This window comes from Micromonospora sp. NBC_00821 (assembly GCF_036347035.1).
Lineage (GTDB): Bacteria > Actinomycetota > Actinomycetes > Mycobacteriales > Micromonosporaceae > Micromonospora > Micromonospora hortensis.
The window spans coordinates 534,546-556,452 of the sequence record NZ_CP108880.1; the positions used below are offsets into that span (position 1 = coordinate 534,546).

Annotated in this window: 20 protein-coding genes; 12 read left to right on the plus strand and 8 right to left on the minus strand. The window is 71.1% G+C overall.

All coding sequences use genetic code 11. The annotated features are described in order from the left end of the window. Positions 1-3 precede the first annotated feature (3 nt). Genes OHB44_RS02550 through OHB44_RS02560 form a run of 3 tightly spaced genes read left to right on the plus strand, consistent with a single transcriptional unit; the run spans position 4 to position 3,280 of the window. Positions 4-1,485, plus strand: coding sequence for a PH domain-containing protein (locus tag OHB44_RS02550; protein ID WP_238683237.1), 1,482 nt, complete (start codon positions 4-6; stop codon positions 1,483-1,485). After that, on the plus strand, positions 1,482-2,447 hold the full coding sequence (locus tag OHB44_RS02555) for an ATP-binding cassette domain-containing protein (RefSeq protein ID WP_330439519.1): 966 nt from the start codon (positions 1,482-1,484) through the stop codon (positions 2,445-2,447). Before OHB44_RS02550 ends, OHB44_RS02555 begins: the two co-directional genes overlap by 4 nt. A gap of 8 nt (positions 2,448-2,455) precedes the next feature. Further along, on the plus strand, positions 2,456-3,280 hold the full coding sequence (locus OHB44_RS02560; RefSeq protein ID WP_330439520.1) for a hypothetical protein: 825 nt from the start codon (positions 2,456-2,458) through the stop codon (positions 3,278-3,280). 140 nt (positions 3,281-3,420) lie between these two features. On the opposite strand, the gene OHB44_RS02565 is transcribed toward OHB44_RS02560, so the two are convergent. Then, the gene (locus OHB44_RS02565) at positions 3,421-4,386 is read right to left on the minus strand and encodes an alpha/beta fold hydrolase (protein WP_330439521.1); all 966 of its coding nucleotides are present in this window, start codon (positions 4,384-4,386) and stop codon (positions 3,421-3,423) included. Between the two features lie 184 nt (positions 4,387-4,570). Here OHB44_RS02565 and OHB44_RS02570 point away from each other — a divergent pair, with 184 nt between their 5' ends. Further along, the gene (locus tag OHB44_RS02570) at positions 4,571-6,031 is read left to right on the plus strand and encodes a menaquinone biosynthesis decarboxylase (RefSeq protein ID WP_330439522.1); all 1,461 of its coding nucleotides are present in this window, start codon (positions 4,571-4,573) and stop codon (positions 6,029-6,031) included. Continuing rightward, positions 6,031-6,942, plus strand: a complete 912-nt coding sequence (mqnP, locus tag OHB44_RS02575) for a menaquinone biosynthesis prenyltransferase MqnP (RefSeq protein ID WP_238683242.1) — start codon at positions 6,031-6,033, stop codon at positions 6,940-6,942. The genes OHB44_RS02570 and mqnP overlap by 1 nt, the downstream gene beginning before the upstream one ends. Before the next feature lie 21 nt (positions 6,943-6,963). Here mqnP and OHB44_RS02580 read toward each other — a convergent pair whose 3' ends face one another. After that, positions 6,964-7,950, minus strand: coding sequence for a terpene synthase family protein (locus tag OHB44_RS02580; RefSeq protein WP_330439523.1), 987 nt, complete (start codon positions 7,948-7,950; stop codon positions 6,964-6,966). A 152-nt stretch (positions 7,951-8,102) separates the two neighbouring features. On the opposite strand from OHB44_RS02580, the gene OHB44_RS02585 reads away from it, so the two are divergent. Further along, a complete protein-coding gene (locus tag OHB44_RS02585) occupies positions 8,103-8,732 on the plus strand; it encodes a UbiX family flavin prenyltransferase (protein ID WP_238683244.1) in 630 nt (209 codons plus the stop codon). A gap of 164 nt (positions 8,733-8,896) precedes the next feature. Here the strand turns inward: OHB44_RS02585 and OHB44_RS02590 are convergent, their stop codons facing one another. Beyond that, positions 8,897-9,163 (minus strand): BldC family transcriptional regulator, encoded by a 267-nt coding sequence (locus OHB44_RS02590; protein WP_007454516.1) that lies wholly within the window; start codon positions 9,161-9,163, stop codon positions 8,897-8,899. Between the two features lie 270 nt (positions 9,164-9,433). Here OHB44_RS02590 and OHB44_RS02595 point away from each other — a divergent pair, with 270 nt between their 5' ends. From OHB44_RS02595 to OHB44_RS02605, 3 genes are read left to right on the plus strand one after another with little or no spacing between them, the layout of a single operon-like run. Continuing rightward, positions 9,434-9,892: an Lrp/AsnC family transcriptional regulator gene (locus OHB44_RS02595; RefSeq protein ID WP_030486226.1), complete on the plus strand. Its 459-nt coding sequence runs from the start codon at positions 9,434-9,436 to the stop codon at positions 9,890-9,892. Positions 9,893-9,942: 50 nt separating this feature from the next. Further along, positions 9,943-10,773, plus strand: coding sequence for an SDR family NAD(P)-dependent oxidoreductase (locus tag OHB44_RS02600; RefSeq protein WP_238683245.1), 831 nt, complete (start codon positions 9,943-9,945; stop codon positions 10,771-10,773). 32 nt (positions 10,774-10,805) lie between these two features. Next, positions 10,806-11,897 (plus strand): PLP-dependent cysteine synthase family protein, encoded by a 1,092-nt coding sequence (locus OHB44_RS02605; RefSeq protein ID WP_238683246.1) that lies wholly within the window; start codon positions 10,806-10,808, stop codon positions 11,895-11,897. Positions 11,898-11,959: 62 nt separating this feature from the next. Here OHB44_RS02605 and OHB44_RS02610 read toward each other — a convergent pair whose 3' ends face one another. The 4 genes from OHB44_RS02610 to OHB44_RS02625 form a co-directional block, all read right to left on the minus strand. Next, entirely contained in the window at positions 11,960-12,580 is a 621-nt protein-coding gene (locus OHB44_RS02610) for a putative glycolipid-binding domain-containing protein (protein WP_124854297.1), read from the minus strand. 102 nt (positions 12,581-12,682) lie between these two features. Beyond that, positions 12,683-14,746, minus strand: a complete 2,064-nt coding sequence (locus OHB44_RS02615; RefSeq protein WP_442932650.1) for a DEAD/DEAH box helicase — start codon at positions 14,744-14,746, stop codon at positions 12,683-12,685. A 197-nt stretch (positions 14,747-14,943) separates the two neighbouring features. After that, complete coding sequence (locus OHB44_RS02620) at positions 14,944-16,422, minus strand: hypothetical protein (RefSeq protein WP_330439527.1); 1,479 nt, start codon at positions 16,420-16,422, stop codon at positions 14,944-14,946. 114 nt (positions 16,423-16,536) lie between these two features. Next, positions 16,537-18,087: a C40 family peptidase gene (locus tag OHB44_RS02625; protein WP_238683248.1), complete on the minus strand. Its 1,551-nt coding sequence runs from the start codon at positions 18,085-18,087 to the stop codon at positions 16,537-16,539. A gap of 239 nt (positions 18,088-18,326) precedes the next feature. Here OHB44_RS02625 and mqnE point away from each other — a divergent pair, with 239 nt between their 5' ends. The 3 genes from mqnE (at position 18,327) to OHB44_RS02640 (ending at position 20,312) form a co-directional block, all read left to right on the plus strand. Beyond that, a complete protein-coding gene (mqnE, locus tag OHB44_RS02630; RefSeq protein ID WP_238683249.1) occupies positions 18,327-19,496 on the plus strand; it encodes an aminofutalosine synthase MqnE in 1,170 nt (389 codons plus the stop codon). Positions 19,497-19,519: 23 nt separating this feature from the next. Then, the gene (locus tag OHB44_RS02635; RefSeq protein WP_238683250.1) at positions 19,520-19,957 is read left to right on the plus strand and encodes a hypothetical protein; all 438 of its coding nucleotides are present in this window, start codon (positions 19,520-19,522) and stop codon (positions 19,955-19,957) included. A gap of 73 nt (positions 19,958-20,030) precedes the next feature. After that, positions 20,031-20,312 carry a DUF4229 domain-containing protein gene (locus OHB44_RS02640; protein ID WP_330439528.1) on the plus strand — a complete coding sequence of 94 codons (282 nt, stop codon included), beginning with the start codon at positions 20,031-20,033 and terminating at the stop codon, positions 20,310-20,312. A gap of 72 nt (positions 20,313-20,384) precedes the next feature. On the opposite strand, the gene OHB44_RS02645 is transcribed toward OHB44_RS02640, so the two are convergent. Continuing rightward, positions 20,385-21,722: a C39 family peptidase gene (locus OHB44_RS02645; RefSeq protein WP_330439529.1), complete on the minus strand. Its 1,338-nt coding sequence runs from the start codon at positions 21,720-21,722 to the stop codon at positions 20,385-20,387. Between the last annotated feature and the right edge of the window lie 185 nt (positions 21,723-21,907).

Here is a 21,907-nt window from a genome sequence, read left to right on the forward strand (position 1 = left end):
GCCATGTTCGCCGTTCGTGCGGCCGAGCACGTGACCGGCATCGTCCCGGCGATCATCGTATGGCTCTCGATACGGGCCAAGTGGCCAACCGTGCTCGGCATCCCGGTAGACGCGATCTTCGGTCTGGTGGGTGGCGTCATCGTGCTCAGTCTGATCGTGGACTGGTGGATGACCCGATTCTCGGTGAGTCCCGACGGGGTCACCTTCGCCACGGGGCTGGTGTTCCGGCGCTCCACCTCGTTGGCCTGGTCGGAAGTCACCAGCGTCCAGACCTCCCGGTCGACGGTCGGTCGGGCCCTGGGCTGCTCGCGGGTCCTGATCGGCATCGGTGCGCAGTCGAAGGCCAACCTGGTCATCGAGGCGGTGCCGGAGGCGGTGGCCACCGAGATCGAGGACCTGTTCGAGGCCCACCGGGCTCGCCCGACCTCCCGTCCCCGGCATCCCGCTGTCGCTTCGGCAACCGAGTCTGCCGAGCACCGGCCGGACGCTGTGGATCGGGAAGAGGGTCACCCGTCGGGCGACAACGACCTGATCTATCGGATCCGCCCCCGGGACTACTTCATGCTCTCGGTCACCTACGGACAGTTCCTGTTGGTGGTCCCTTTCCTGTTCGGGCTCTACGACAACCTTGCGATCCTGTTGCCCTGGTCCGCTGCCACTCCCGACCTTCCAGACAGTGCGGCGACACTGTGGGTGCTGGCGGCCGCCGTCCTGGTGCTGGCAGTGCCGGTCGCGATCGGGTTCGGGACGACAGTCGCCTGGCTGCGGTACCGATCGTTCGAGGTTCGCCTCAGGGGATCGGTGCTCGCCATGTCGGGTGGGCTGGTGTCCGCGGAGTCCCGCCAGGTGTCCCGCTCCCAGGTGGCGGGGATCAAGATTCAACAGAATCCGCTCATGCGCGCCACGGGCCATGCCCGGCTGAATGTCGTGGCCCGACAGTCCGGGGAGCGGATCGGGGCCAACGTCGTCTTCCCCGCAGCCCGCCTGGCGTTCCTGCGCAACGAGATTCGGCGTCATTTCCCTGCGTACGCCGCTGCCGCCGACGAGTCGTACTCGGTTCGACGCTCCGTCGCCTGGTGGCTCCTCGCCGTCAACGCGGTGGTGTTGACGGTGGCCGGCGTGGCGGCAAGCAACCTGCGCCCGGTCACGGCGGGCGCCCTCATGGTCGTCTTGGCGCTCGTCCTGCTGATTGCCAGCAACTACTGCTGGGTGGCCGCGAGGCTCGATCCGGACGGCGCCGTGCTCACTTTCAGACGCGGTTTCCTGTGGGTCACCCGCTACGTGGTTCCCCTCGACTCCGTGTACTTCGTCCACTCACACCAGATCGCGGCCCACCGCGTGTCGATCGGCGCGGTGTGTCTCGGGATCTACGACTCACGAACCGTCCGGCTGTGGGTGCCGGTCGGCAGGCCAGCGTTGACCGACCAGTTCATCGAGGCCACGACCAGGGCGGCGACGCTTCGGGGGAAAGAGAAGATGGCATGATCGAAGTTAACGGGGTCACCAAGAAGTATGGCGGGACAGCGGTCGTCGACGACCTCTCCTTCGTGGTGCGGCCGGGCATCGTCACCGGGTTCCTGGGTCCCAACGGATCAGGGAAGTCCACGACGATGCGGATGATCCTGGGACTGACTCAACCTGACAGTGGGACGGTCCTCGTCGACGGGGCTCCCTTCAACCAGCACCGCAATCCGCTCGGCGCGCTGGGCGCGCTGATCGACCCAAAGTCGGGGCATCCCGGGCGTACCGCGTTTCGCCATCTCCAAGCTGTTGCGGCCACCGCGGGGATCGGCACCTCCCGGGTCCGCGAGGTGCTGGATCTGGTGGGTCTCGGTGAGGTGGCAAACCGCCGAATCGGCGGCTTTTCGATGGGCATGTACCAGCGGCTCGGCGTCGCCACTGCCCTGTTGGCGGACCCGTCGAGCCTCATGTTCGACGAACCCATCAACGGGCTGGACCCGGACGGCATCCTCTGGATGCGAACCCTGGTGAAGAAGCTGGCGGCCGAGGGCAGAGCGGTGCTCATCAGCTCACACCTGATGAGCGAGATGGCACTGACCGCGAACCATGTGGTGGTCATCGGTAAGGGACGGCTGATCGCCGACGACACCGTCAGCGCGCTGATCGGCCGCAGCAGGTCCCGGGGCGTACTCCTGCGCACCCCTCAGGGCGAGGAACTGGGTCGACTGGTGCGCTCCAGCGGCGGACACCTGTCGAACGCGCCGGAGGGAGCCTTCCGCGTGGACGGACTCACTGCGGTCGAGGTGGGTGACCTGGCCGCCGAGCATCGCATCAGACTGCACGAACTCGTCCCCCTGCGGGCCTCACTGGAGGAGGCATTCGTGGAGCTCACAGCGCAGTCGGTCACGTTCCGAGGGCGCGACATCGGCGAGCCAGAGCGGGCGGTGGCCGAGCCAATGGACGATGTCAAGATTGAGATGAGGTGAGCCGGGCGATGAGCACGGCAGCAGAGGTCGATGCCCCCCTGCGCAGGCATGTTCCACCGACACATGAACTGACCTTCGGTGGCCTCGTGCGCAGCGAACTGATCAAGCTCGTCACGGCGCGCTCGCTCGTCGTTCTCCTGGTCCTGACCGCGCTCTGCACGGCTGGGCTCAGCATCCCGGTCGCGTTGTTCACCGAGCCGGATGCCCAACAATCGGCGGCGGAGCTCCTGCCGACCTTCATCAACACGACCCTCATCGGCATGCAGCTCTCCATCTTCCTGATTGCCGCAATCGGTGCGATCGCGGGTGCCAGCGACTTCGGCAACGGCACCATCAGGCTCGCCTTCGGTGCGGCTCCCCGGCGTACACCTGTGCTGGCCGCCAAGCTGGCCGCAGTCGGCGGTGCCTCCAGCGCTCTGGTTGGCGTGACGATTCTCGTGACCGCGGTGGTTAACTGGCTCGCCCTCACGCCGGGTCCGCTGGGCACACCCCTCAACGACCGGGCCAGCGTCCTGAGTCTGGTCGGCACCGTGGTTGCCACAGCAGGTGTGAGTGTGTCGGCCATCAGCCTCGGGTGTCTGCTGCGCAGCTCAGCCGGTGCGATCTTCGCCATCCTCGGTCTGCTGATCGTGCTGACGATCGCCCTGATGACGGTCCCGGCGGAGGTGCTTCCGTCGGCGATCTCCAGCCACAGCTTCGGGGCGGCGGTGACGACCCTCCTGGAGTCGGCAAACAACACCGGTCGATGGCTGGGCGCGGTGGCGGCGCTCGTGGCATGGTCCGGCGCGCTCACGGGCTTCGCTGTGTTGTCCCTGCGTCGCCGGGACGTGTGAACAGTCGCCGGGACGTGTGAACAACAGCCACTCGATTCGCTCGGCCCGCGGGGAAACCGCTCGGTGGCCGCGCCACTGGCCATCCACGCCCGGCTCCCGCCGCCTGAACGCTGACGCGTCCCGGCGGCGGGAGCCGCTGCTCAATCCGCCTGAAGGAAGTCGCGCAGCAGGGCGAGCATCTCGTCCGGGCGCTCCTCGTACAGCCAGTGCCCGCAGTCCTCGATCACCTCGCCGCGCACCGTGTCGGCGTACCGGCGGACCTGCTCGGCGACCTGCCCGCCGAGGCTGGCCGCCGAGCCGACGGCCAGCACCGGCATGGTCAGCTTCGTGCCCCGGTACGCCGCGTTGTCGGCGATGTCCTGCTCGAACGCCCGAAAGTAGGCGAAGCTGGCCCGCAGATGCGCCGGGTCGCGCAGATGGCTGGCGAACTCCTCGATGTCGGGCGCGGCGATGCTGCCCTTGCGCACCATCAGCGCATCGGTGAACTTGTCCACCCAGAGCGCCTCCCGCCCGTCGACCAGTGCCTCCGGAAGCCCGTTGCCGAGGGAGAAGTAGCCGAAGTTCCACACCCCCGGCCCGGCCGAGGTGAGCGCGGGAAACGTGTAGATGCTCTCGTCGGGGATCGGCGCCTCGGTGAGCGCCAGCCGACTCACCCGCTGCGGGTGGGCGGCGGCGTACGCGTACGCGACCATGGTCCCCAGGTCGTGCCCGACCAGCCGAAGGTCACCGACCAGGCCGAGCTGGTCGAGTAGTCCGTGCAGGTCGGCGGCGACAGTCTTCTTGTCGTACCCGCCGTCCGGGGCGTCGCTGCCGCCGAAGCCGCGCAGGTCGGGCGCTACCACGTCGAAGGAGCGCCCCAACTCGGGCAGCAGGTGCCGCCACATGTACCAGCACTGCGGGTACCCGTGCAGTAGCACCAGTGGCGGGCCGGTGCCGCCACGGACGTAGTTCATGGTGATCTGGCCGACCCGAGCCCGTTGCTCGGTGAATCCCGCCGGAACCCGCTCCCCGCCCATCGCCACCCCCCGTCCGCCGTCCCGCCCCTCCGCCGCCTGCCCGGCTACCCGCTCAACCGCCCGCCATGCCCCGAGGCGGCGGCGATCCACTCGCCTTCCGTGAAATCGCGGTATCCGGCGACCTGGGACCCCGCGGTCTCCGGAAAGCCGAGTCGATCTGGACGCGCCGCCCGCCGCCCGCCGCCCGCCGCCGCCAGGCAGGCAGGCAGGCAATCGCGAGCGTCACAGCACCCGGCTTGGGCCGTGCGGGAGCCGGTGCGGGAGACTGGGCGACATGGCGGCTCGTGGCTTCCCGTATACCGATCTCAAGGACTTCATCGCGGCGCTGGAGCGCGCGGGGGAGTTGCGCCGGATCGACGTCCCGGTTGATCCGACGCTGGAGATCAGCGAGGTGGTCACCCGCACGGTGCGGGCCGGCGGCCCGGCGCTGCTCTTCGAGCGTCCGACCCGGGGCGAGATGCCGGTGGCGATCAACCTGTTCGGCACCGAGAAGCGGATGGCGATGGCCCTCGGCGTCGACTCGCTCGACGAGGTCGGCGCCCGGATCGGCGCGATGATCAAGCCGGAGTTGCCGGTCGGCTGGTCGGGCATCCGGGAGGGCCTCGGCAAGGTCATGCAGCTCAAGTCGGTGCCGCCGCGCAAGGTGAAGACCGCCCCCTGCCAGGAGGTCGTCTACCGGGGTGAGGACGTCGACCTGAACCGGCTGCCGGGGTTGCAGGTCTGGCCCGACGACGGCGGGATCTTCCACAACTACGGGCTGACCCACACCAAGCACCCGGAGACCGGCAAGCGCAACCTCGGCCTGTACCGACTCCAGCAGCACGGCCGCAACACCCTGGGCATGCACTGGCAGATCCACAAGGACTCGACAGCGCACCACGCTGTCGCCGAGCGGCTCGGGCAGCGCCTGCCGGTCGCGGTCGCGATCGGCTGCGACCCGATCGTCTCGTACGCGGCCAGCGCGCCGCTGCCCAGCGACATCGACGAGTACCTGTTCGCCGGGTTCCTGCGCGGTGAGCGGGTGGAGATGGTCGACTGCCTCACAGTGCCGTTGCAGGTGCCGGCGCACGCGCAGATCGTGCTGGAGGGCTACCTGGAGCCGGGTGAGCGGCTGCCCGAGGGGCCGTTCGGCGACCACACCGGCTTCTACACGCCGGTCGAGCCGTTCCCCGTGCTGCACATCGAGGCGATGACCATGCAGCGCAAGCCGGTCTACCACTCGATCGTCACCTCGAAGCCGCCGCAGGAGGACCACGGCCTCGGCAAGGCCACCGAGCGGATCTTCCAGCCGCTGCTCAAGCTGATGATCCCGGACATCGTCGACTACGACCTGCCGGCCGCCGGCGTCTTCCACAACTGCGCGATCGTCTCGATCCGCAAGCGCTACCCGAAGCACGCGCAGAAGGTGATGAACGCGATCTGGGGCGCACACCTGATGTCGCTGACCAAGCTGATCGTGATCGTCGACGAGGACTGCGACGTGCACGACTACAACGAGGTCGCCTTCCGGGCCTTCGGCAACGTCGACTACGCCCGCGACCTGCTGCTCACCCAGGGTCCGGTGGACCACCTCGACCACTCGTCGTACCAGCAGTTCTGGGGCGGTAAGGCCGGCGTCGATGCGACCCGCAAGCTGCCCACCGAGGGCTACACCCGCGGTTGGCCGGAGGAAATGAGCATGAGCCCGGAAGTCGCCGCCCTGGTCGACAAGCGCTGGAAGGAGTACGGAATCTGATGGCCGTCATCGACGCACCGACGGCGAAGCCGGGCCGGACCAAGTCCTTCCTGAAGCTCGTCGCCGTCGAGCACTCCGTCTTCGCGCTGCCCTTCGCGTTTCTCTCCGCGCTGGCCGCGATGCAGGGTGCCGGCGGGCGGGTGCGATGGCTCGACCTGCTGCTGATCACCGTGGCGATGGTCGGCGCACGGACGTTCGCGATGGCTGCCAACCGGATCCTCGACCGCAAGATCGACGCGCGGAACCCACGTACCGCTGGTAGGGAACTGGTCACCGGAGCGGTGAGCGTGCGGACGGCCTGGACCGGTGCGGCCGTCGCACTCGTGGTCTTCCTCGTCGCCGCCGCCCTGCTCAACCCGCTCTGCCTGGTGCTCGCGCCGCTCGCCGTGGTGCCACTCGTCGTCTACCCCTACGCCAAGCGGTTCACCAACTGGCCGCACGCCATCCTCGGGATCGCCCAGGCGGTCGGCCCGGTCGGCGCCTGGCTGGCGGTCACCGGCACCCTGGACGGCTCCGGGCCGGCCTGGCTGCTCGGCGCGGCAGTGGGGCTGTGGATCGGCGGCTTCGACCTGATCTACGCCTGCCAGGACTCCGAGATCGACCGGGAGATCGGCGTGCACAGCGTTCCGGCCCGGTACGGTCGGCGCTTCGCGCTGCACGCCTCCACTGTCGCGCACGTGGTGACCTTCGCCCTGTTCATCTGGTTCGGTGCGCTGATCGGTCTCGGTTGGCTCTGGTGGATCGGGCTGGCACTGACAGCTGTGGCGTTCGCCTACCAGCACGTGGTGGTCACCCCGACCGACCTCAGCAAGGTCAACCGGGCGTTCTTCACAGCGAACGGGTTCGTCGGCATCGCGCTGTTCCTCTTCGCCCTGCTGGACCTGGTGATCCGGCTCGGTCTACGGCCCTGAGGCTGGGTGACCCGGCTCGGCCTACGGCCCCGGGGCTGGCGGGGTGGTGCTGACCGGGTAGCGGGCGCTCTCGAAGGTCCAGTCGATGGTCCCGCGCACGGCGTTCGCGATCCCGTCGAGATGGTCGGCGACCGCCTCGTCCAACGCCGGGCCGAACGACGGCACCGTGGCACGCAACGCGACGAAGCGCCGCATCGCCTCCCGCCAGCGTTCGGCCGCCCGCTCGGCCGCCTCCGCCTCCGGAACGCCCAGTTCGGTCTCGATGGCGAGGACCAGGTTGTGCCCGCCGGCGGTCACCCGGTCCCGTTCCAACGAGGCCAGGTCGTTGTACCAGGAGAGCAGGTCGTTGCCGGTGCGGGCGATCTGACGCAGCAGCGGGTGGTGGTAGACCGGGTCGGGCAGTGGCCGGCCGCTGACGAACTCCACGAGCGGATACGACACCTCCGCCGCCGAGGTCGACCGACGTAGCTCGACGTATTCGTCCACGCCGGGACGGCGGCCGGCCTCCTTGGTGACGGCCTCCTGCCAGGTGCCGTCGAGGTGTCGGGCCACCGCGTCGGCGAAACGCTGCCGCCACCGTGCCGGCATCCGGCGGCGCGGCTCCCGCCAGGCCAGCACCAGCAGTCGCCGCAGCGGGCCGGTCAGCCCTGCCTGCCGCAGCCGGGTGCCGCCGTGCAGCAGCGCCAGGGTGCCGTTGCGCAGCGCCCGGATCTGCTCCGGCGTCAACCGATTCGGCCCGTCGCAGGCGTCGTCGACAAGGAAGAACCAGGTGAACAGCGCGGCCAACATCCGCAGGTCGGCTTCGGTCGCCGCCGGGTAGAGCCGCGCGGCGTACCGGGCGAAGGCGCCCCGGGACAGCCGGCGCAGCGCGACGTCGTCCAGTGGAAGGCCAAGCTCGGGCAGCAGACCGAGCAGCCAGTCCTGCACACGATCGGTGTGTGGTGGTGGAAGTCGGGGCGGGATCGGACATTCGGCACGCAGCGTCCGGAGGATCTCGCCGGTCGTCACCGATGCCTCCTCTTCGAGATGGTTCCGGTGCGAATCGCCAGCGGCAGCATGCCAGGTCGGTGGGGTGGACAGGTACCCCGTCCGACATGTCGGACCAGACCAACCCCGGGGGTGCCCACCAGCGGGTCAGCCGGACCAGGCAGGCTGGGGGCATGCGGGAACCATGGGTGGTCGGGGTCTCCGGTGCCTCCGGGACGCCGTACGCGGCGGCCGTCATCGGCGGCCTGCTCGACGCGGGCGAGCCGGTGGACCTGATCGTGTCCCGGGCGGCACGACTCACTGTGCTCGACGAGACCGGCCGATCCTTCCGTGACGGGCACTGGGCCGAGGACCTCGCCGCCTGGCTGGATCGGGACCTGACCACTGCGGATGTGCGGCACTGGCCGGCCGGCGACCTGGCCGCAGGGCCGAGCAGCGGCTCCTACCGGGTACGCGGAATGGCGGTGGTCCCGGCCAGCACGGCCGCCTGCGCGGGCATCGCGATCGGGCTCTCCAAGGACCTGTTGCAGCGCGCCGCAGAGGTCAACCTCAAGGAACGCCGTCCCGTGGTGCTGGTCCCCCGGGAGACACCGGTGACCCGCAGCCACCTGGAGCACCTCATCGCCCTGCACGACGCGGGCGCTGTGGTGCTGCCGGCCAGCCCCGGCTTCTACGGCGCCGGGGCGGCGGCCAGCGCGCAGCAGTTGGTCGACTTCGTGGCCGGCAAGGTGCTGGACGCGCTCGGCGTCAAGCACACCCTGTTCCGGCGGTGGTCCGGCCAGCTCGGCGCAGCCCGGAACTGAGCCGGCGCGGCCCGAAGCGACGCCGTCCCGCTCGCGCTGAGCCGTCCGCTCGCGCTGGCATCGTTGCCGCTGCTCAGCACGAGCGGTGCTGCCGCCCGGCGGTTGGCCGAAGCGGGACGCGGACCGGACTGGTGTCCGGTCCGCGTGGCGTTGTCCGCACCAGTTCAGTACATGCCGGCGTTGGCCGGACCCGGCCCCGTGGATGCCGCCGGCCCCACATTGCGTGGCTTACCGACCTCATCCACCTCGTCCAGCATGCCCTCCCCCTCAAGCAGGGCTCGCACCTCGGATTCCCGAAACCGGCGATGCCCGCCTGGAGTCCGGATGCTTCCTATCCGGCCGGCCGCCGCCCATCTCGTCACAGTTTTCGGGTCTACCCGAAACAGCGCGGCGACCTCACCCGGTGTCAGCAGGCGATCTCCAGTGTCCACAGCCCCCTCCTCGCGTCGACGAAGCCCCCGGCTGAACACACTGCCCCCGGCTGGTGCGTAGCCCAGAGCCGTCATGAGGGACGTATGGCAATTACAGCACCAGGGACATGGCCTGTCCGCCCAAACGCGAAAAATGCACTGAGTGGGGAGTTAGTAATGTTACTGGTGCTACCTCTGCCCTGACCGGCGGTTTATGAACAGTGACTCACCGCTCAGTCCAACGGGTGCCGAAGGCCGCACGTAACGCGTCAGCGGTTAAGGTCACTCTCTGTGGATGCCATCGACCTGAGCCTCGTCGACCTGCTGCGCGGCAACGCCCGCCTCTCGTACGCCGAGTTGGCCCGACAGGTGGGCCTCTCGGCCCCGGCCGTGCACGAGCGGGTCGGCAAGCTGGAGAGCAGCGGCGTGGTGCGGGGCTACCGCGCGGACGTGGCCCCGGAGTCGATCGGGCTGGGTGTCACCGCGCTGATCGGCATCGTCGAGGACTCCGGTGCCGACACCGACGACATGCTCGAGTCACTGCGGGTGCTGCCCGAGATCGAGTCCTGCTACTTCATGGCCGGCGTGGAGTCGTTCCTGCTCAAGGCGCGGGTCGGCACGATCGCCGAGCTGGAGCAGTTGATCGTGCGGTTGAACCGGACGCCGGGGGTGGCCTCCACCCGTACCGCCATCGCGCTCTCCACCAAGTGGGAGAACCGCCCCCAGCCGGTCGGCCCACCCGCGGCCTGACCGCCGCGTACCCCTGGTGTCGCCGGGGCGGCCGGCGGTAGCGTGCGCCGATGACCCCGCCGGCGCGTCCCGTGGCCGTGGTGACCGGCGCTGCCGGCGGCCTGGGCCGCGCCATCGCCGCCGCGCTGCACACCGACGGTTGGTCGGTGCTGCTCACCGACCTCGACCCGGTGGCGGTGCAGACTGCCGCGGCGCCGCTCGGCGGCTGGTCGGCCGCCCTGGACGTCCGGGACGAGGCCGCCTGCGCCGCCATCGCCGCGAACGCGGCGGACCGGGGTGACCTCGCCCTTTGGGTCAACAACGCCGGCATCCTGGTCACCGGGGCGTCGTGGGATCACGACGCCGCGACCCGCCGTCGGGTGCTCGACGTGAACACCCACGGCGCCATGAACGGCACCCTCGCCGCGCTGAGCGTGATGCGGGGGCAGGGCCACGGCCACGTGCTCAACGTCGTCTCGTTGGCCGGGCTCGTCGCCGCGCCCGGCGAGACGGTGTACGCGGCCAGCAAGCACGCCCTGCTGGCGTTCAGCCTCGGCACCCTGTCCGACCTGCGGATGGCCGGGTACCGGGGGGTGCACGTCTCCTGCCTCTGCCCGGACGGCATCTGGACCCCGATGCTGCATGACCGGCTGGACGACCCGGGTGCGGTGGCCTCGTTCACCGGATCGATGCTGACCGCGCAGCAGGTGGCGGCGCGGGCGGTCCGGCTGGCCCGCCGGCCACGTCCGGTGGTCAGCCTGCCCCGCTGGCGGGGAGCCCAGGTGCGCCTGTTGGACGCACTGCCCAGGCTGGCCGTCGCGCTCACCCCGCTGGTCCGTGCCGCCGGCCGCGCCGGTCAGCGCCGCCAACGCCGCAGGTCAAAGCCGCCGGACCCACGCTGACCACCGCTGGCCCGCTTGCTAGGTTTCCGAGCGTGACTCATCTCGACCGGTGCGACGAATCCAGCCGAACCTGGGTGACCGAGGCGATCGCCGCCGTCGAGGCAGACGCGAACCGGTCCGCCGACACCCACCTGCTGCCGTTCCCGCTGCCTCGGGAATGGGGGATCGACCTCTACCTCAAGGACGAGTCGTCACACCCCACCGGTTCGCTGAAGCACCGGCTGGCCCGCTCACTGTTCCTCTACGGGCTCTGCAACGGCTGGATCGGGCCGCGCACCACGATCGTCGAGGCGTCGTCGGGTTCCACGGCGGTCTCCGAGGCGTACTTCGCCCGGATGCTGGGCCTGCCGTTCATCGCGGTGATGCCCGCCTCCACCTCGCCCGAGAAGATCTCGCAGATCGAGTTCCAGGGCGGCCGGTGCCATCTGGTGGACGACCCGGCGAGCGTGGTGGTCGAGGCCCGGTGGCTCGCCGAGGACTCCGGCGGGCACTTCATGGACCAGTTCACCTACGCCGAGCGGGCGACCGACTGGCGGGGCAACAACAACATCGCCGAGTCGATCTACGCGCAGTTGGAGTTGGAGCGGCACCCGATCCCCGCCTGGGTCGTGGTGGGCGCCGGCACCGGGGGCACCAGCGCGACCATCGGCCGCTACGCCCGGTATCGCAGGCTTGCCACCAAGCTCTGCGTGGTCGACCCGGAGAACTCGGCGTTCTATCCGGCCTGGCTGGCCGCCGACTGGTCGGTACGCACCGGCAAGGGCTCCCGCATCGAGGGGATCGGCCGGCCCACAGTCGAGGCGTCGTTCCTGCCCTCGGTGGTGGACCGGATGGTCCAGGTGCCGGACGCGGCGTCGCTGGCCGCCATGCGCGCTGGATCGGCGCTGCTCGGCCGCCGGGTGGGCGGGTCCACCGGCACCAACCTGTGGGGCGCGTTCGGCCTGATCGCCGCGATGCTCGCCGAGCGTCGGACCGGCTCGGTGGTGACGTTGATCTGCGACCCGGGCGACCGGTACGCCGACACGTACTACGCCGACGACTGGGTGGCCGCCCAGGGCCTCGACCTGACCCCGCACCTGGCCACCATCGACCGCTTCCTGGCCAGCGGGGCCTGGCCCGCCTGAAGCGGTCGGCGGGGCCTGGCCCGCCTGAGGCCGATCGGCGGGGCCTGCCGCCGATCCGGTGATCAGCGCGGGTCGATCCGTTCGGCCAGCCCGGGGTAGCGCACCACGTAGCCGCTGTCGTCCAGATCGATGTCGGCAGTGAAGGTGCCGCTGGCGAAGCGCACCCGACCCGGCCCGAGCCCGGTGTAGATCTGCTCGGCCGGCACCACCTCCAAGCCGGGCAGCAGCACCCAGGCAACGGTGATCCGGTGCGCCACGTCGGCCGGCTCGGCCGCCATCCGAAGCCGGTGGACCGGCAGGGTGTTGAACAGCGGCGAACCGCTCAGGTCGACGTCGAGCGCGTCGGCCAGCCGGTCCGGGTCGTCCGTACCCGGCAGACCGGCCCGGCGATGACCGGCCGCGACCAGGGCCGCGTCCAGGTCGCCCTGCTCGGCGGTGGTCACCCTCCAGCGGCCCGCGGCCCGCTCCAGGGTCACCCGGCGCAGCCAGCCGAGACCCTCTGCCTCGACCTCGACGCGGGTGGTGGCCCAGTCCGGCGTGGTGGTCAGCTGGTAGCGGGCGGTCCACGGAATCGGGTCCACGGCGAGCAGAGTGCCCCGGGCCGCCAACCCGTGGCCGTCGTCGAGCAGAACCTGCTCGCTGCCGGCGGTGTCCGTCCGGGACCAGAAGATTGACTTCGGCATGGTCGGCATGAGCCGGACGTTACGCGACCTGCTCGGTATCGGCAGGGCATGCGCGAACGCCGCCGCGAAGCCTGGGCTTCACGACGGCGTTCGGTGGATCAATCAGTGGGTACGCGCTGCCGGTCGCCCGCCGAACCCGCGCCGATCGTCACGCGGGCGGTCCTCGCGGGGCCGGTCGTCGCGGGGCCGGTCATCCCGGACCCGGCTCTCCGGGCGGAACCCACCCCGAGCGTCCCGGTCGCCGAAGCGCCGCTCACCCTGCGGCCGGTCGCCGAAGCGCCGCTCACCCTGCGGCCGGTCGCCCCGACCGTCGCGGTCACCGAACTGCGGACGGTCGCCGAACCGACGCTCGCCCTGCGGACGGTCGCCGTGCCCCCGGGTGTCCCGATCGGCGTAACGCCGCTCGCCCTGCGGCCGGTCGCCGTAGCTGCGGTCGCCCTGCGGGCGGTCGCTGTAGCTCCGCTCACCCTGCGGGCGGTCGCCGAAGCGCCGCTCGCCCTGCGGGCGGTCGCTGTAGCTGCGGTCGCCCTGCGGGCGGTCGCCGAAGCGGCGCTCGCCGGTGGGCCGGTCGCCGTAGCGGCGCTCGCCCTGCGGCCGGTCACCGTAGCCCCGGTCACCCTGCGGGCGGTCGCTGTAGCTCCGGTCACCCTGCGGGCGGTCGCCGAAGCGGCGCTCGCCGGTGGGCCGGTCGCCGAAGCGCCGGTCGCCCTGCGGACGGTCGCCGTAGCGGCGCTCGCCTCCCGTGCGGTCACCGAACCGACGCGGGCCGCCGGAGCGGTCGTCGTACCGGCGCGGCCCGCCGGAGCGGTCGCCGTAGCCCCGAGGCTCCGCCTCGACGCGAACCGGGACGCCGCTGGGCTCGCGGGCGCCGACCAGCTCGGCCAACGCCGCGTCCCCGACCCGGACCCGGGTCTCGGCCGGCGCGACGCCGGCCTTCTCCATCATCGCCAGGGTGGTGCGGCGCTGCTTGGGCAGCACCAACGTGGCGACAGCGCCCGACTCGCCGGCCCGGGCGGTACGCCCCGCGCGGTGCAGGTAGTCCTTGGGGTCCTTCGGCGGGTCGACGTGCAGCACCAGGGTGACTCCGTCGACGTGGATGCCTCGCGCCGCCACGTCCGTGGCGACCAGCACGTTCATCCGGCCCTCACGGAACTCGGCGAGCGTCTTGGTGCGCATCCGCTGGGTCTTGCCGCCGTGCAGCCCACCGGCGCGTACGCCGACGGCCGCGAGCTGCTCGACCAGCCGGTCCACCCCGAGCTGGGTACGGGCGAAGACCATGGTCCGCCCGTCCCGGGCGGCGATCGAGGCCGCCACCGGGAACTTCTCGTGCGGCGGGATCAACAGCATGTGGTGGTCCATGGTGGACACCGAAGCGGTGGACGGCGCCGTGGAGTGGGTGACCGGGTCGGTCATGAACCGCCTGACCAACGCGTCGACGTCACCGTCCAGGGTGGCCGAGAAGAGCAGCCGCTGACCGTTCGCGGGCGTCTTCGCCAGCAGATCGGTCACCTCGGGCAGGAAGCCCATGTCGGCCATCTGGTCGGCCTCGTCGAGCACCGTGACCTCGACGTCGTCGAGCTGGCAGATGCCCCGCTCGATGAGGTCGCCGAGCCGGCCCGGGGTGGCCACGATGATCTCCACGCCGCGGCGCAGCGCGTCGATCTGACGGTCGTACGGAACGCCGCCGACGGCGGTCTTGAGGAAGATGCCGACGGACTTGCCCAGCGGCACCAGAGCGTCGTTGACCTGCATGGCCAGCTCGCGAGTAGGCACCAGGACCAGGGCGCGCGGACGCATCGGCCGGGCCCGGTTGCGGGTGGCCAGCCGGGCGATCATCGGCAGCCCGAACGCGAGCGTCTTGCCCGAGCCGGTCTGCCCGCGGCCCAGCACGTCGCGGCCGGCGAGCGCGTCCGGAACGGTGGCCCGCTGGATCTCGAACGGGCTGGTGATGCCCTGCTGCGCCAGCGCGCGGACCAGCGGCTCGGGCAGGCCGAGAGCGGCGAAGCTCATCGGCTCGGCGGTCTCGGTCGGCTCGGCCTGCGCGGTCGCTACCGGCGGGGTGCCGGCTTCGCTCGGGGCGACGTCGAGCTGCTCCCGGGCGGCGTCGGCCGCCGGGACTGAGTTGAAAACGGACGTAACGGTGCTGGGGTCAGCAGAGGTGGTCAACAAAAACCTTTCGAGCGGGGCGCATCTTCGCGATGGCCTGCCGCGGCTGTACCGCCGGATCGCCCGCAAGATCGCCCAGGGGCGCACACCACGCGCGCCGGGTCAGTGATCTCAGCCAGTGTACGGCGGTCTGGCGAAGCCGCCAGCCGGTTGACCGACCGTAGTGGGCGGACTCACCATCGCTGGCCCTCGCTGGCTCACCCCTTGAGCACGCTGCCCACCAGACCGTCCAGGGCGTCGCCGGCCAGCAGGACGACCATGACACTGATCGCGACCAGCAGCCCCAGAGCGGCGGCCAGGACGATCATCACCCGGGCGTTACTGGACCGCTCGGCCGGCGTGTCGGACCAGCCCTGGGCCAGGATGTGCCCGGTCAGCGAGCCGGAGGTCTCCACCGCGTTGGCGGGTATCGCGACAGTGGTGAAGCCGGCCCCCTCGCCGTTGCCGTAGACGGTGCCGGCCAGATCGGTGCGGCTGTCGTGCCGCCCACCACGGGTGCCGGCAGCGTCCCGTCCGGCGGAACCAGCCGGTGGGCCACTCGGCGGCGCGGTCACGCGGGAGTTCCCGGGGTTCCCGGTCGACGAAGGGGCACCGGCGGTGGACGGTGGCCAGCTCGGCAGCGCTGGTGCGGGCACCACCGGCGGCGCGGAGGCAGGCGCACCGGCCCATCCGGCACCGGACGTCGGCCGGGTCGCCCCACCGGGGGACGGCCACCCGGCCGGCGGTGCGGAGACCGAAGCGCTGGCTCGTACGCCGGGCGTGTCGATCATCGCGGGCGGCGGCGGGAACGGCGGTGCCGGCATCGGGCCGGGCGGGGCCGGTGGTGCCGGCACCGGCGGACCGGGTGGCGGCAGCGGCGGGCTCGGGACGGGCGGCGTCGGCGGGCCGGGGATGGGCGGCACCGGCGAGGGCGGCGGGGTGGGCGGGCCCGGAACGGGCGGAACCGGACCGGGTGGCGGCGTGGGTCGAGGACCCGGCGTCGGCACCGGACTGGGCGGGTACGGGCCAGGGGCCGGCGCGGGCTCCGGTTCCGGTGGCGACGGCTGGGTCGGCCCGGGGCCGGGTGGCGTGGGGTCCGGCTCCGGCTCCGGAGTCGACGGCGTCGGAGGCTGGGCCGGCTCGGCACCCACCGGCGCGGCTCGATAGACGCCGGGCGCGCTCTCGCGACGGTCCGGGGTGCCCAGGGCGCTGGCAGTGCCCCGGCTGCTGCTCGGAACCGTGGCGCTGGCCCGGGCCGGCGTCGAGGAGTCGCTTCGCTGCCCCGGCAACGACACGTCGGCCGGGCTGGCCGAGCCGGTCGCACGGTAGGTGGTCGCGGTGACCGGAGCGCTGGCCGGCAGATCACTGCGGAGAGCACCGGCGGTCACGACGCTGGCACGTGCGCGGACCGGTGCCGCGGCCGGGCTCTGCCGCTCGTCGCCGCCGGCGGATGCGTCGTCGTCGGCCTCGGTCGAGGCGTCCGCTGCCGTGGCGCTGCCGACCCGGCCGCTGACAGCAGGTGCGGCGTCGCTGTCAGCGGAGCCGGCGTTCGCCGAGATGGTGTCGCTGCCTGTCGAGCTGCTGGTAGCCGGGCTGGCGTCGCTGGCGGCCACCGGGTCGGCGGTGTCCGGCCCTGGTGGGCCGGCCTGGTCGACCACGGGGTCGACAGTCTCCGCCGGATCTCTCTGCTCGGCCATTTCCGCCCTCCGCGCCATGCTCGCACCCGGACCCGTGACGTCGAGTCGGATGTGCCTGGTTGTCACGGTGCCACAGATCTTCCCGAGCGGACAGCCGGAGCCGGTCGTGGCGGATCAGCCAGTGGCGCTGGGGCTGCCCGCGGCGCTGGGGCTGCCCGTCGCGCTCGTGCTGGCCTTCGGCGTGGTCGTCGGAGAGGTGCTGCCCGTCGCGCTCGTGCTGGCCTTCGGCGTGGTCGTCGGAGTGTTGCTCGGGGTGTTCGACGGCTTCGGCGTGGTGCTGCCGGTGGGGGTGGGCGTCGGGGTGGTCGTCAGCGTCGGCGTCGGAGTGGGCGTCGGCTTGGTGGTCTTCGTGGGCGACGGTGTCGGCGTCGGCTTGGTGGTCTTCGTGGGCGACGGTGTCGGCCTCGGCTTCGGGGTCGAGACCGGCGGGGTCGGATTGGTCACGACCGGGGGTGCCGGCACCGCGCCGATCACCCGGGTGGCGGCGTAGAGCCGGGACCAGCGGACGACCGAGATCTTGACGACGTCGCCAGTGGTGGGCGCCTGCACCATCTTGCCGTTGCCGATGTACATGCCGACGTGGTGGATCGTCGTCCAGCTGCTGCCCGAGGCGAAGAAGAGCAGGTCGCCGGGGAGCAGCGCGCTCTGCGGGACGGTGCGGCCCCGGGTGGCGGCGTACTGGTCGCGGGAGACCCGGGGCAGGTCGAAGTAGTCGGCGCCGGGGGACCGGTACGCCGCCCACATCAGGCCGGAGCAGTCGAACTGGTTCGGCCCCTCCTCGGACCACTTGTACGGATCGCCGAGTTGGGCGAGCGCGTACCGGACCGCGGCCAGCGCCCGGGGGTGCGCGGCCATGCCGCTGATGCTCTGGTTGGAGACGTAGCCGGCGCCGATCTGCTGCTCGGAGGCTTCCTGCTGACGTTCGATCTCGATCAGCGCGGCGGCGTTGTCACGGCGCAGCTTGAGCAGGCTCGCCTCGGCGGTGCGGAGCGCCGTCTCACCGGCGGTGAACTCCGCCTCGGCGGCGACGAGCAGATCCTTGGCCTGGCTGTGCTTCTGGTACGCGGTCTGCTCGCCGGCGCGGGCCCGGGACAGCTCCCCGGCCACGCCGGTGGTGCCGCCGTCGACCTTCTCGCCACGGGTGATCGCCTGGAGGCGGCTGAGCCCACGGATGTCCTGGGCGAAGTCGCCCGGCGGCAGCGCGGCGGCGGCCTTGACTGCCTCGGCGGCGGCGGTGTCGGCCGTCTGCTGGGCCCGGAGCAGGGCGTCCTGTGCGGTCGCCAGCGCCTTGCCGGCGGCGTCGAGCTGCGCCTGCGCATCGACGCGTTTCTGCCGCTTCACCAGCAAATCCTCGCCGAGCGCGCCGACCTGAACCTCACCGGCGGAGATCGCGGTGGCCAGCGGACCGTTGCCGATGTTGACCACCGGAGGGGCGGGTACGCCAGCGACCGGCGCGCCGCCGGGCAGCTGGAGCGAGCCGGTGACCGCCGGGCGCGAACCGGTGTCCGGCACTGTGGTCGGCACGCCGGGCTCCGCGTACGCGGGGGTGGCCAGCACGGCCGCGGCGATCGCGCCGAGCAGGGCGGCCCAGAGCTTCGGACGCAGGACCGGCGAGATCACCGGGCTCCGTCGTCGCTGCCGTCGCCCGCGCCCGCTGTAGACCATGCCGCTCCCCGTCCAACCGCTCGTCGCCGCGCTCGGTGGGCGCGACCGCCGGGACGGTACCAGTGTGTGTGTTCCGCCCCACCTTGTTACTACCGCACCGCGCCACTCATGTCGATGCGTTGTCGGGTTACGGGAGGCTGAGAGTCTGGTGAAGTGGGTCGCTGCCGGCGACCGTGCCGCCGGGTCCGTCGGCGCCGCGACGTACGCTCGATCCGGACCGCAGGTGGAAGGGACGTGCCATGGACGCCGGACTCAAGCGTGAGCTCGAAGCGAAGGTGTACGCCGGTGAGCGGCTGACCCGGGAGGACGGGGTCGCCCTCTACGAGAGCGACGACCTGACCTGGCTGGGGCGGCTGGCGCACCACAAGCGCACCGAGCTGAACGGCGAGCGGGTGATGTTCAACGTCAACCGGCACCTCAACCTGACGAACGTCTGTTCGGCGTCCTGTGCGTACTGCTCGTTCCAGCGCAAGCCGGGCGAGAAGGACGCGTACACGATGCGTATCGACGAGGCGGTCCGCAAGGCCAAGGAGATGGAGGACGAGCAGCTCACCGAGTTGCACATCGTCAACGGCCTGCACCCCACGCTGCCCTGGCGTTACTACCCGAAGGTGCTGCGCGAGCTGAAGGCGGCGCTGCCGAACGTCAAGCTCAAGTGCTTCACGGCGACCGAGGTGCAGTGGTTCGAGAAGATCAGCGGTCTGAGCGCCGACGAGATCCTCGACGAGCTGATGGACGCCGGTCTGGAGTCGCTGACCGGTGGCGGCGCGGAGATCTTCGACTGGGAGGTCCGGCAGCACATCGTCGACCACGCCTGCCACTGGGAAGACTGGTCGCGCATCCACGCCCTGGCGCACAGCAAGGGCATGAAGACCCCGGCGACGATGCTGTACGGCCACATCGAGGAGCCCCGGCACCGCGTCGACCACGTGCTGCGGCTTCGCGAGTTGCAGGACGAGACCGGCGGCTTCGCGGTCTTCATCCCGCTGCGCTACCAGCACGACTTCGTCGACTCGGCGGACGGCAAGATCCGTAACCGGATCCAGGCGCGCACCACGATGGCCTCGCCGGCCGAGTCGCTGAAGACGTTCGCCGTCTCCCGGCTGCTCTTCGACAACGTGCCGCACCTGAAGAACTTCTGGGTGATGCACGGGCTGTCGGTGGCTCAGCTCTCGCTGAACTTCGGCGTGGACGACCTGGACGGCTCCGTCGTCGAATACAAGATCACCCACGACGCCGACTCGTACGGCACCCCGAACACCATGCACCGGGACGACCTGCTGCACCTGATCTGGGACGCCGGCTTCCAGCCCGTCGAGCGGGACACCCGCTACAACGTGGTCCGGGAGTACGACAAGGCCCCGTCGCTGGCGCAGCGGCGCGCCGAGCCGCAGCAGGTCTGGGCCTGAGCCACCACGTACCCTCGCAGTCGATGACCGAGCAACGAGGACCTGAGCAGCAGGGCGGCTTTCCCCGCCGGGACGCCGAGGGCCGCATCCGTACCCTGGGCGATCTGCTCGGGGTCTGCCTGGCTGGCCTGGTCATCGGCGCGCTCGCGTTGGTGCTGTTCGACTGGGCCTTTGCCTCGATCGGCGCCGGCGACTTCGGGCACACGAACGGTTGGCTGGCGGTGATCCTGCCGGCCTGGCTGTTCTGGGACGACTTCCGGGCCTGGGAGTTCGGCGCGGCCCGGGTGGTGGCGGCGGTGGTCGCCGCTGCCGTCGGGGTGTTCGCCGGGCTGCTGATCGCCGGTCTGGGCGCGGGGTTGCCGCCGCTGCTCTCCGGCGCGTTGGCGGCGGGGGCGTTCACTGTGGCGTACGCGGCCCTCTGGTTCCCGGGTGTCCGCTGGCTGGCGCGCCGGACCGGCTGACCACGACCGCCCGTCGGGCGGCTCGACCCTTCCGCCGGCAGTGGCGGGCGACGGAGAGAACGGAGTGGTGCGGGTGAGCGCCGCGCTCAAGTACACGCTGGGCCGGATCGGGCTGTTCGTCGCCGTGCTGGCGGGCCTCTGGCTGGTCGACATGAACGTGTTCCTGAAGCTGATGCTGGCGCTGGTGTTCTCCGCCGCGCTCTCCTTCTTCCTGCTGCGCGGTTGGCGGGACGAGATGGCCGGGGAGATCGCCGAAGCAGCCGAGCGCCGCCGCACCGAGAAGGAACGCCTCCGTTCCGCCCTGGCCGGCGAAGACCAAACCCCCACCCCCGACCCCACCGACCCCCCACGTTGATCAAGAGGTTTGCGTCACCGGAAGCCGTTCTGGTGACGCAAACCTCTTGATCAACACGTGCGGGGGAGGGGTCTACCAGTTGGTGGAGCCGGGGACCTTGGGCCAGGGCTTTGACGTGGGCTTGATCAGGTACGCGATGCCGCCGGAGCCACCGGAGACGCCACCGCTGGCGTTGGTGCGCTTGGTACGCAGCCAGATCTGCTCGAACTGCGCACGCTTGTAGACGTTGCGCACCACGTCGTTGCTGGACGAGGCCGGGTCGTTGACGATCACGTCGCCGTCGGCGGTGAAGCCGACCACCACGAAGAGGTGCCCGGAGGTGCCGTAGTTCGCCCCGTCCAGCTCACTGGCGAGGAAGGACTGGCTGGTCACGACGGGGATGCCGGCGGCGATGAAACGCTCCAGCTCGTCCAGCGAGTGCAGCCGGGTCACCCGGCCCTCCAGCCCGGGGAAGCTTGCCGCGTACGCGGTGTTGAACGGCCAGTTGCCCGCCCCGTCGTACGCGTAGTCGTAGGTCATCCGCGCGGCGTGGTTGACAGTCGGGTCGGGGTAGGTCGGGTCCACCCAGGAGGTGTCGGCCGCCGACGGTTGGCGTCCCCAGTACTCGACCACCATCTCCGTCGAGGTGGGTGAGCACCACGCCTCGCCGCCGCCGTCGTACTCGGGGTAGTGCCCGGAGTGCACGTTCTGCGAGTAGCGCGGCACCGGCAGCTCCCGGCCCCAGGCGATGTGCCCTGCGCTCGGCGTCACTGTGAACCGGTCCGGCACCGTGGAACTCATCGCGCCCAACATCCGGACCACCGGGGCGGCGCTCTGCCCGGGTGTGCGGTAGAGGGTCAGTTTGAGCTGGTAGGACCGCAGCAGCACCCCGCCGGTGGCGTCGTCGATGCTGAAGGTGTCGGTCCAGATCGTCGACCAGGGGTCGCCCTGCCGGTTGACGCTGGTCCGCTTGATGTCGGTGTCGCCGGACGCCCAGCGACCCAGGACGTACCACGGGGTCTGGTCGCCGCTGGTGTAGCTGCCCTGCATCTCCACCTGGATCCAGGTGCCGGCGGGGGTCTCCGCGTTCCAGGAGGCGATCAGCTCGGTGGCGTCGAACCCGACACGGGTCACCGGCGAGGTCCAGGTGCCGTACTCCCAGGTTTGGGTGGCGCCGGTGTGCGGGTCCGCGTACTCGATGGTGCCGGCCGGGCGGGCCAGTGTGACGCCCGCTCGGGCGCCGGGCACGACGCGGGTGCCGGCCCGGCTGCCCCGGTGCCAGTCGGCAGGCCCGGACCAGTCCTGGTAGGTGATCTGCTCGTCGTGGGCGGGGGCGGGCGGGTGGGCCGCCAGCGCGGGCGCGGCGCTGGTGAGCAGGGTGAGCGTGGTGACGCCGGCGAGGGCGGCCGCGCGCAGGCGGGATCTGGCCATTGGTGCTCCGCGGTGTCGTGGGGGCATCGTCGCTGGTCAGTTTTCCGCTTGGAGGGAAGTTTCGCCAGATGTTGATAGGTGGAAAATCATTGCCGCCATGATGATCCGCTTGGGATGGTCAACGCAGCGATCAATGTTGATATGACCATGTGACAGGTGGTGAAGTGTCCTTCACCGAGCGGGAT

What these genes read in the sequence shown, in the direction of transcription:
- OHB44_RS02550 (WP_238683237.1), top strand. Translation starts at nt 4, where the DNA reads ATGTTCGCCGTTCGTGCGGCCGAGCACGTGACCGGCATCGTCCCGGCG.
- OHB44_RS02555 (WP_330439519.1), top strand. Translation starts at nt 1,482, where the DNA reads ATGATCGAAGTTAACGGGGTCACCAAGAAGTATGGCGGGACAGCGGTC.
- OHB44_RS02560 (WP_330439520.1), top strand. Translation starts at nt 2,456, where the DNA reads ATGAGCACGGCAGCAGAGGTCGATGCCCCCCTGCGCAGGCATGTTCCA.
- OHB44_RS02570 (WP_330439522.1), top strand. Translation starts at nt 4,571, where the DNA reads ATGGCGGCTCGTGGCTTCCCGTATACCGATCTCAAGGACTTCATCGCG.
- mqnP (WP_238683242.1), top strand. Translation starts at nt 6,031, where the DNA reads ATGGCCGTCATCGACGCACCGACGGCGAAGCCGGGCCGGACCAAGTCC.
- OHB44_RS02585 (WP_238683244.1), top strand. Translation starts at nt 8,103, where the DNA reads ATGCGGGAACCATGGGTGGTCGGGGTCTCCGGTGCCTCCGGGACGCCG.
- OHB44_RS02600 (WP_238683245.1), top strand. Translation starts at nt 9,943, where the DNA reads ATGACCCCGCCGGCGCGTCCCGTGGCCGTGGTGACCGGCGCTGCCGGC.
- OHB44_RS02610 (WP_124854297.1), bottom strand. Translation starts at nt 12,580, where the DNA reads ATGCCGAAGTCAATCTTCTGGTCCCGGACGGACACCGCCGGCAGCGAG.
- OHB44_RS02620 (WP_330439527.1), bottom strand. Translation starts at nt 16,422, where the DNA reads ATGGCCGAGCAGAGAGATCCGGCGGAGACTGTCGACCCCGTGGTCGAC.
- OHB44_RS02625 (WP_238683248.1), bottom strand. Translation starts at nt 18,087, where the DNA reads ATGGTCTACAGCGGGCGCGGGCGACGGCAGCGACGACGGAGCCCGGTG.
- mqnE (WP_238683249.1), top strand. Translation starts at nt 18,327, where the DNA reads ATGGACGCCGGACTCAAGCGTGAGCTCGAAGCGAAGGTGTACGCCGGT.
- OHB44_RS02635 (WP_238683250.1), top strand. Translation starts at nt 19,520, where the DNA reads ATGACCGAGCAACGAGGACCTGAGCAGCAGGGCGGCTTTCCCCGCCGG.
- OHB44_RS02645 (WP_330439529.1), bottom strand. Translation starts at nt 21,722, where the DNA reads ATGGCCAGATCCCGCCTGCGCGCGGCCGCCCTCGCCGGCGTCACCACG.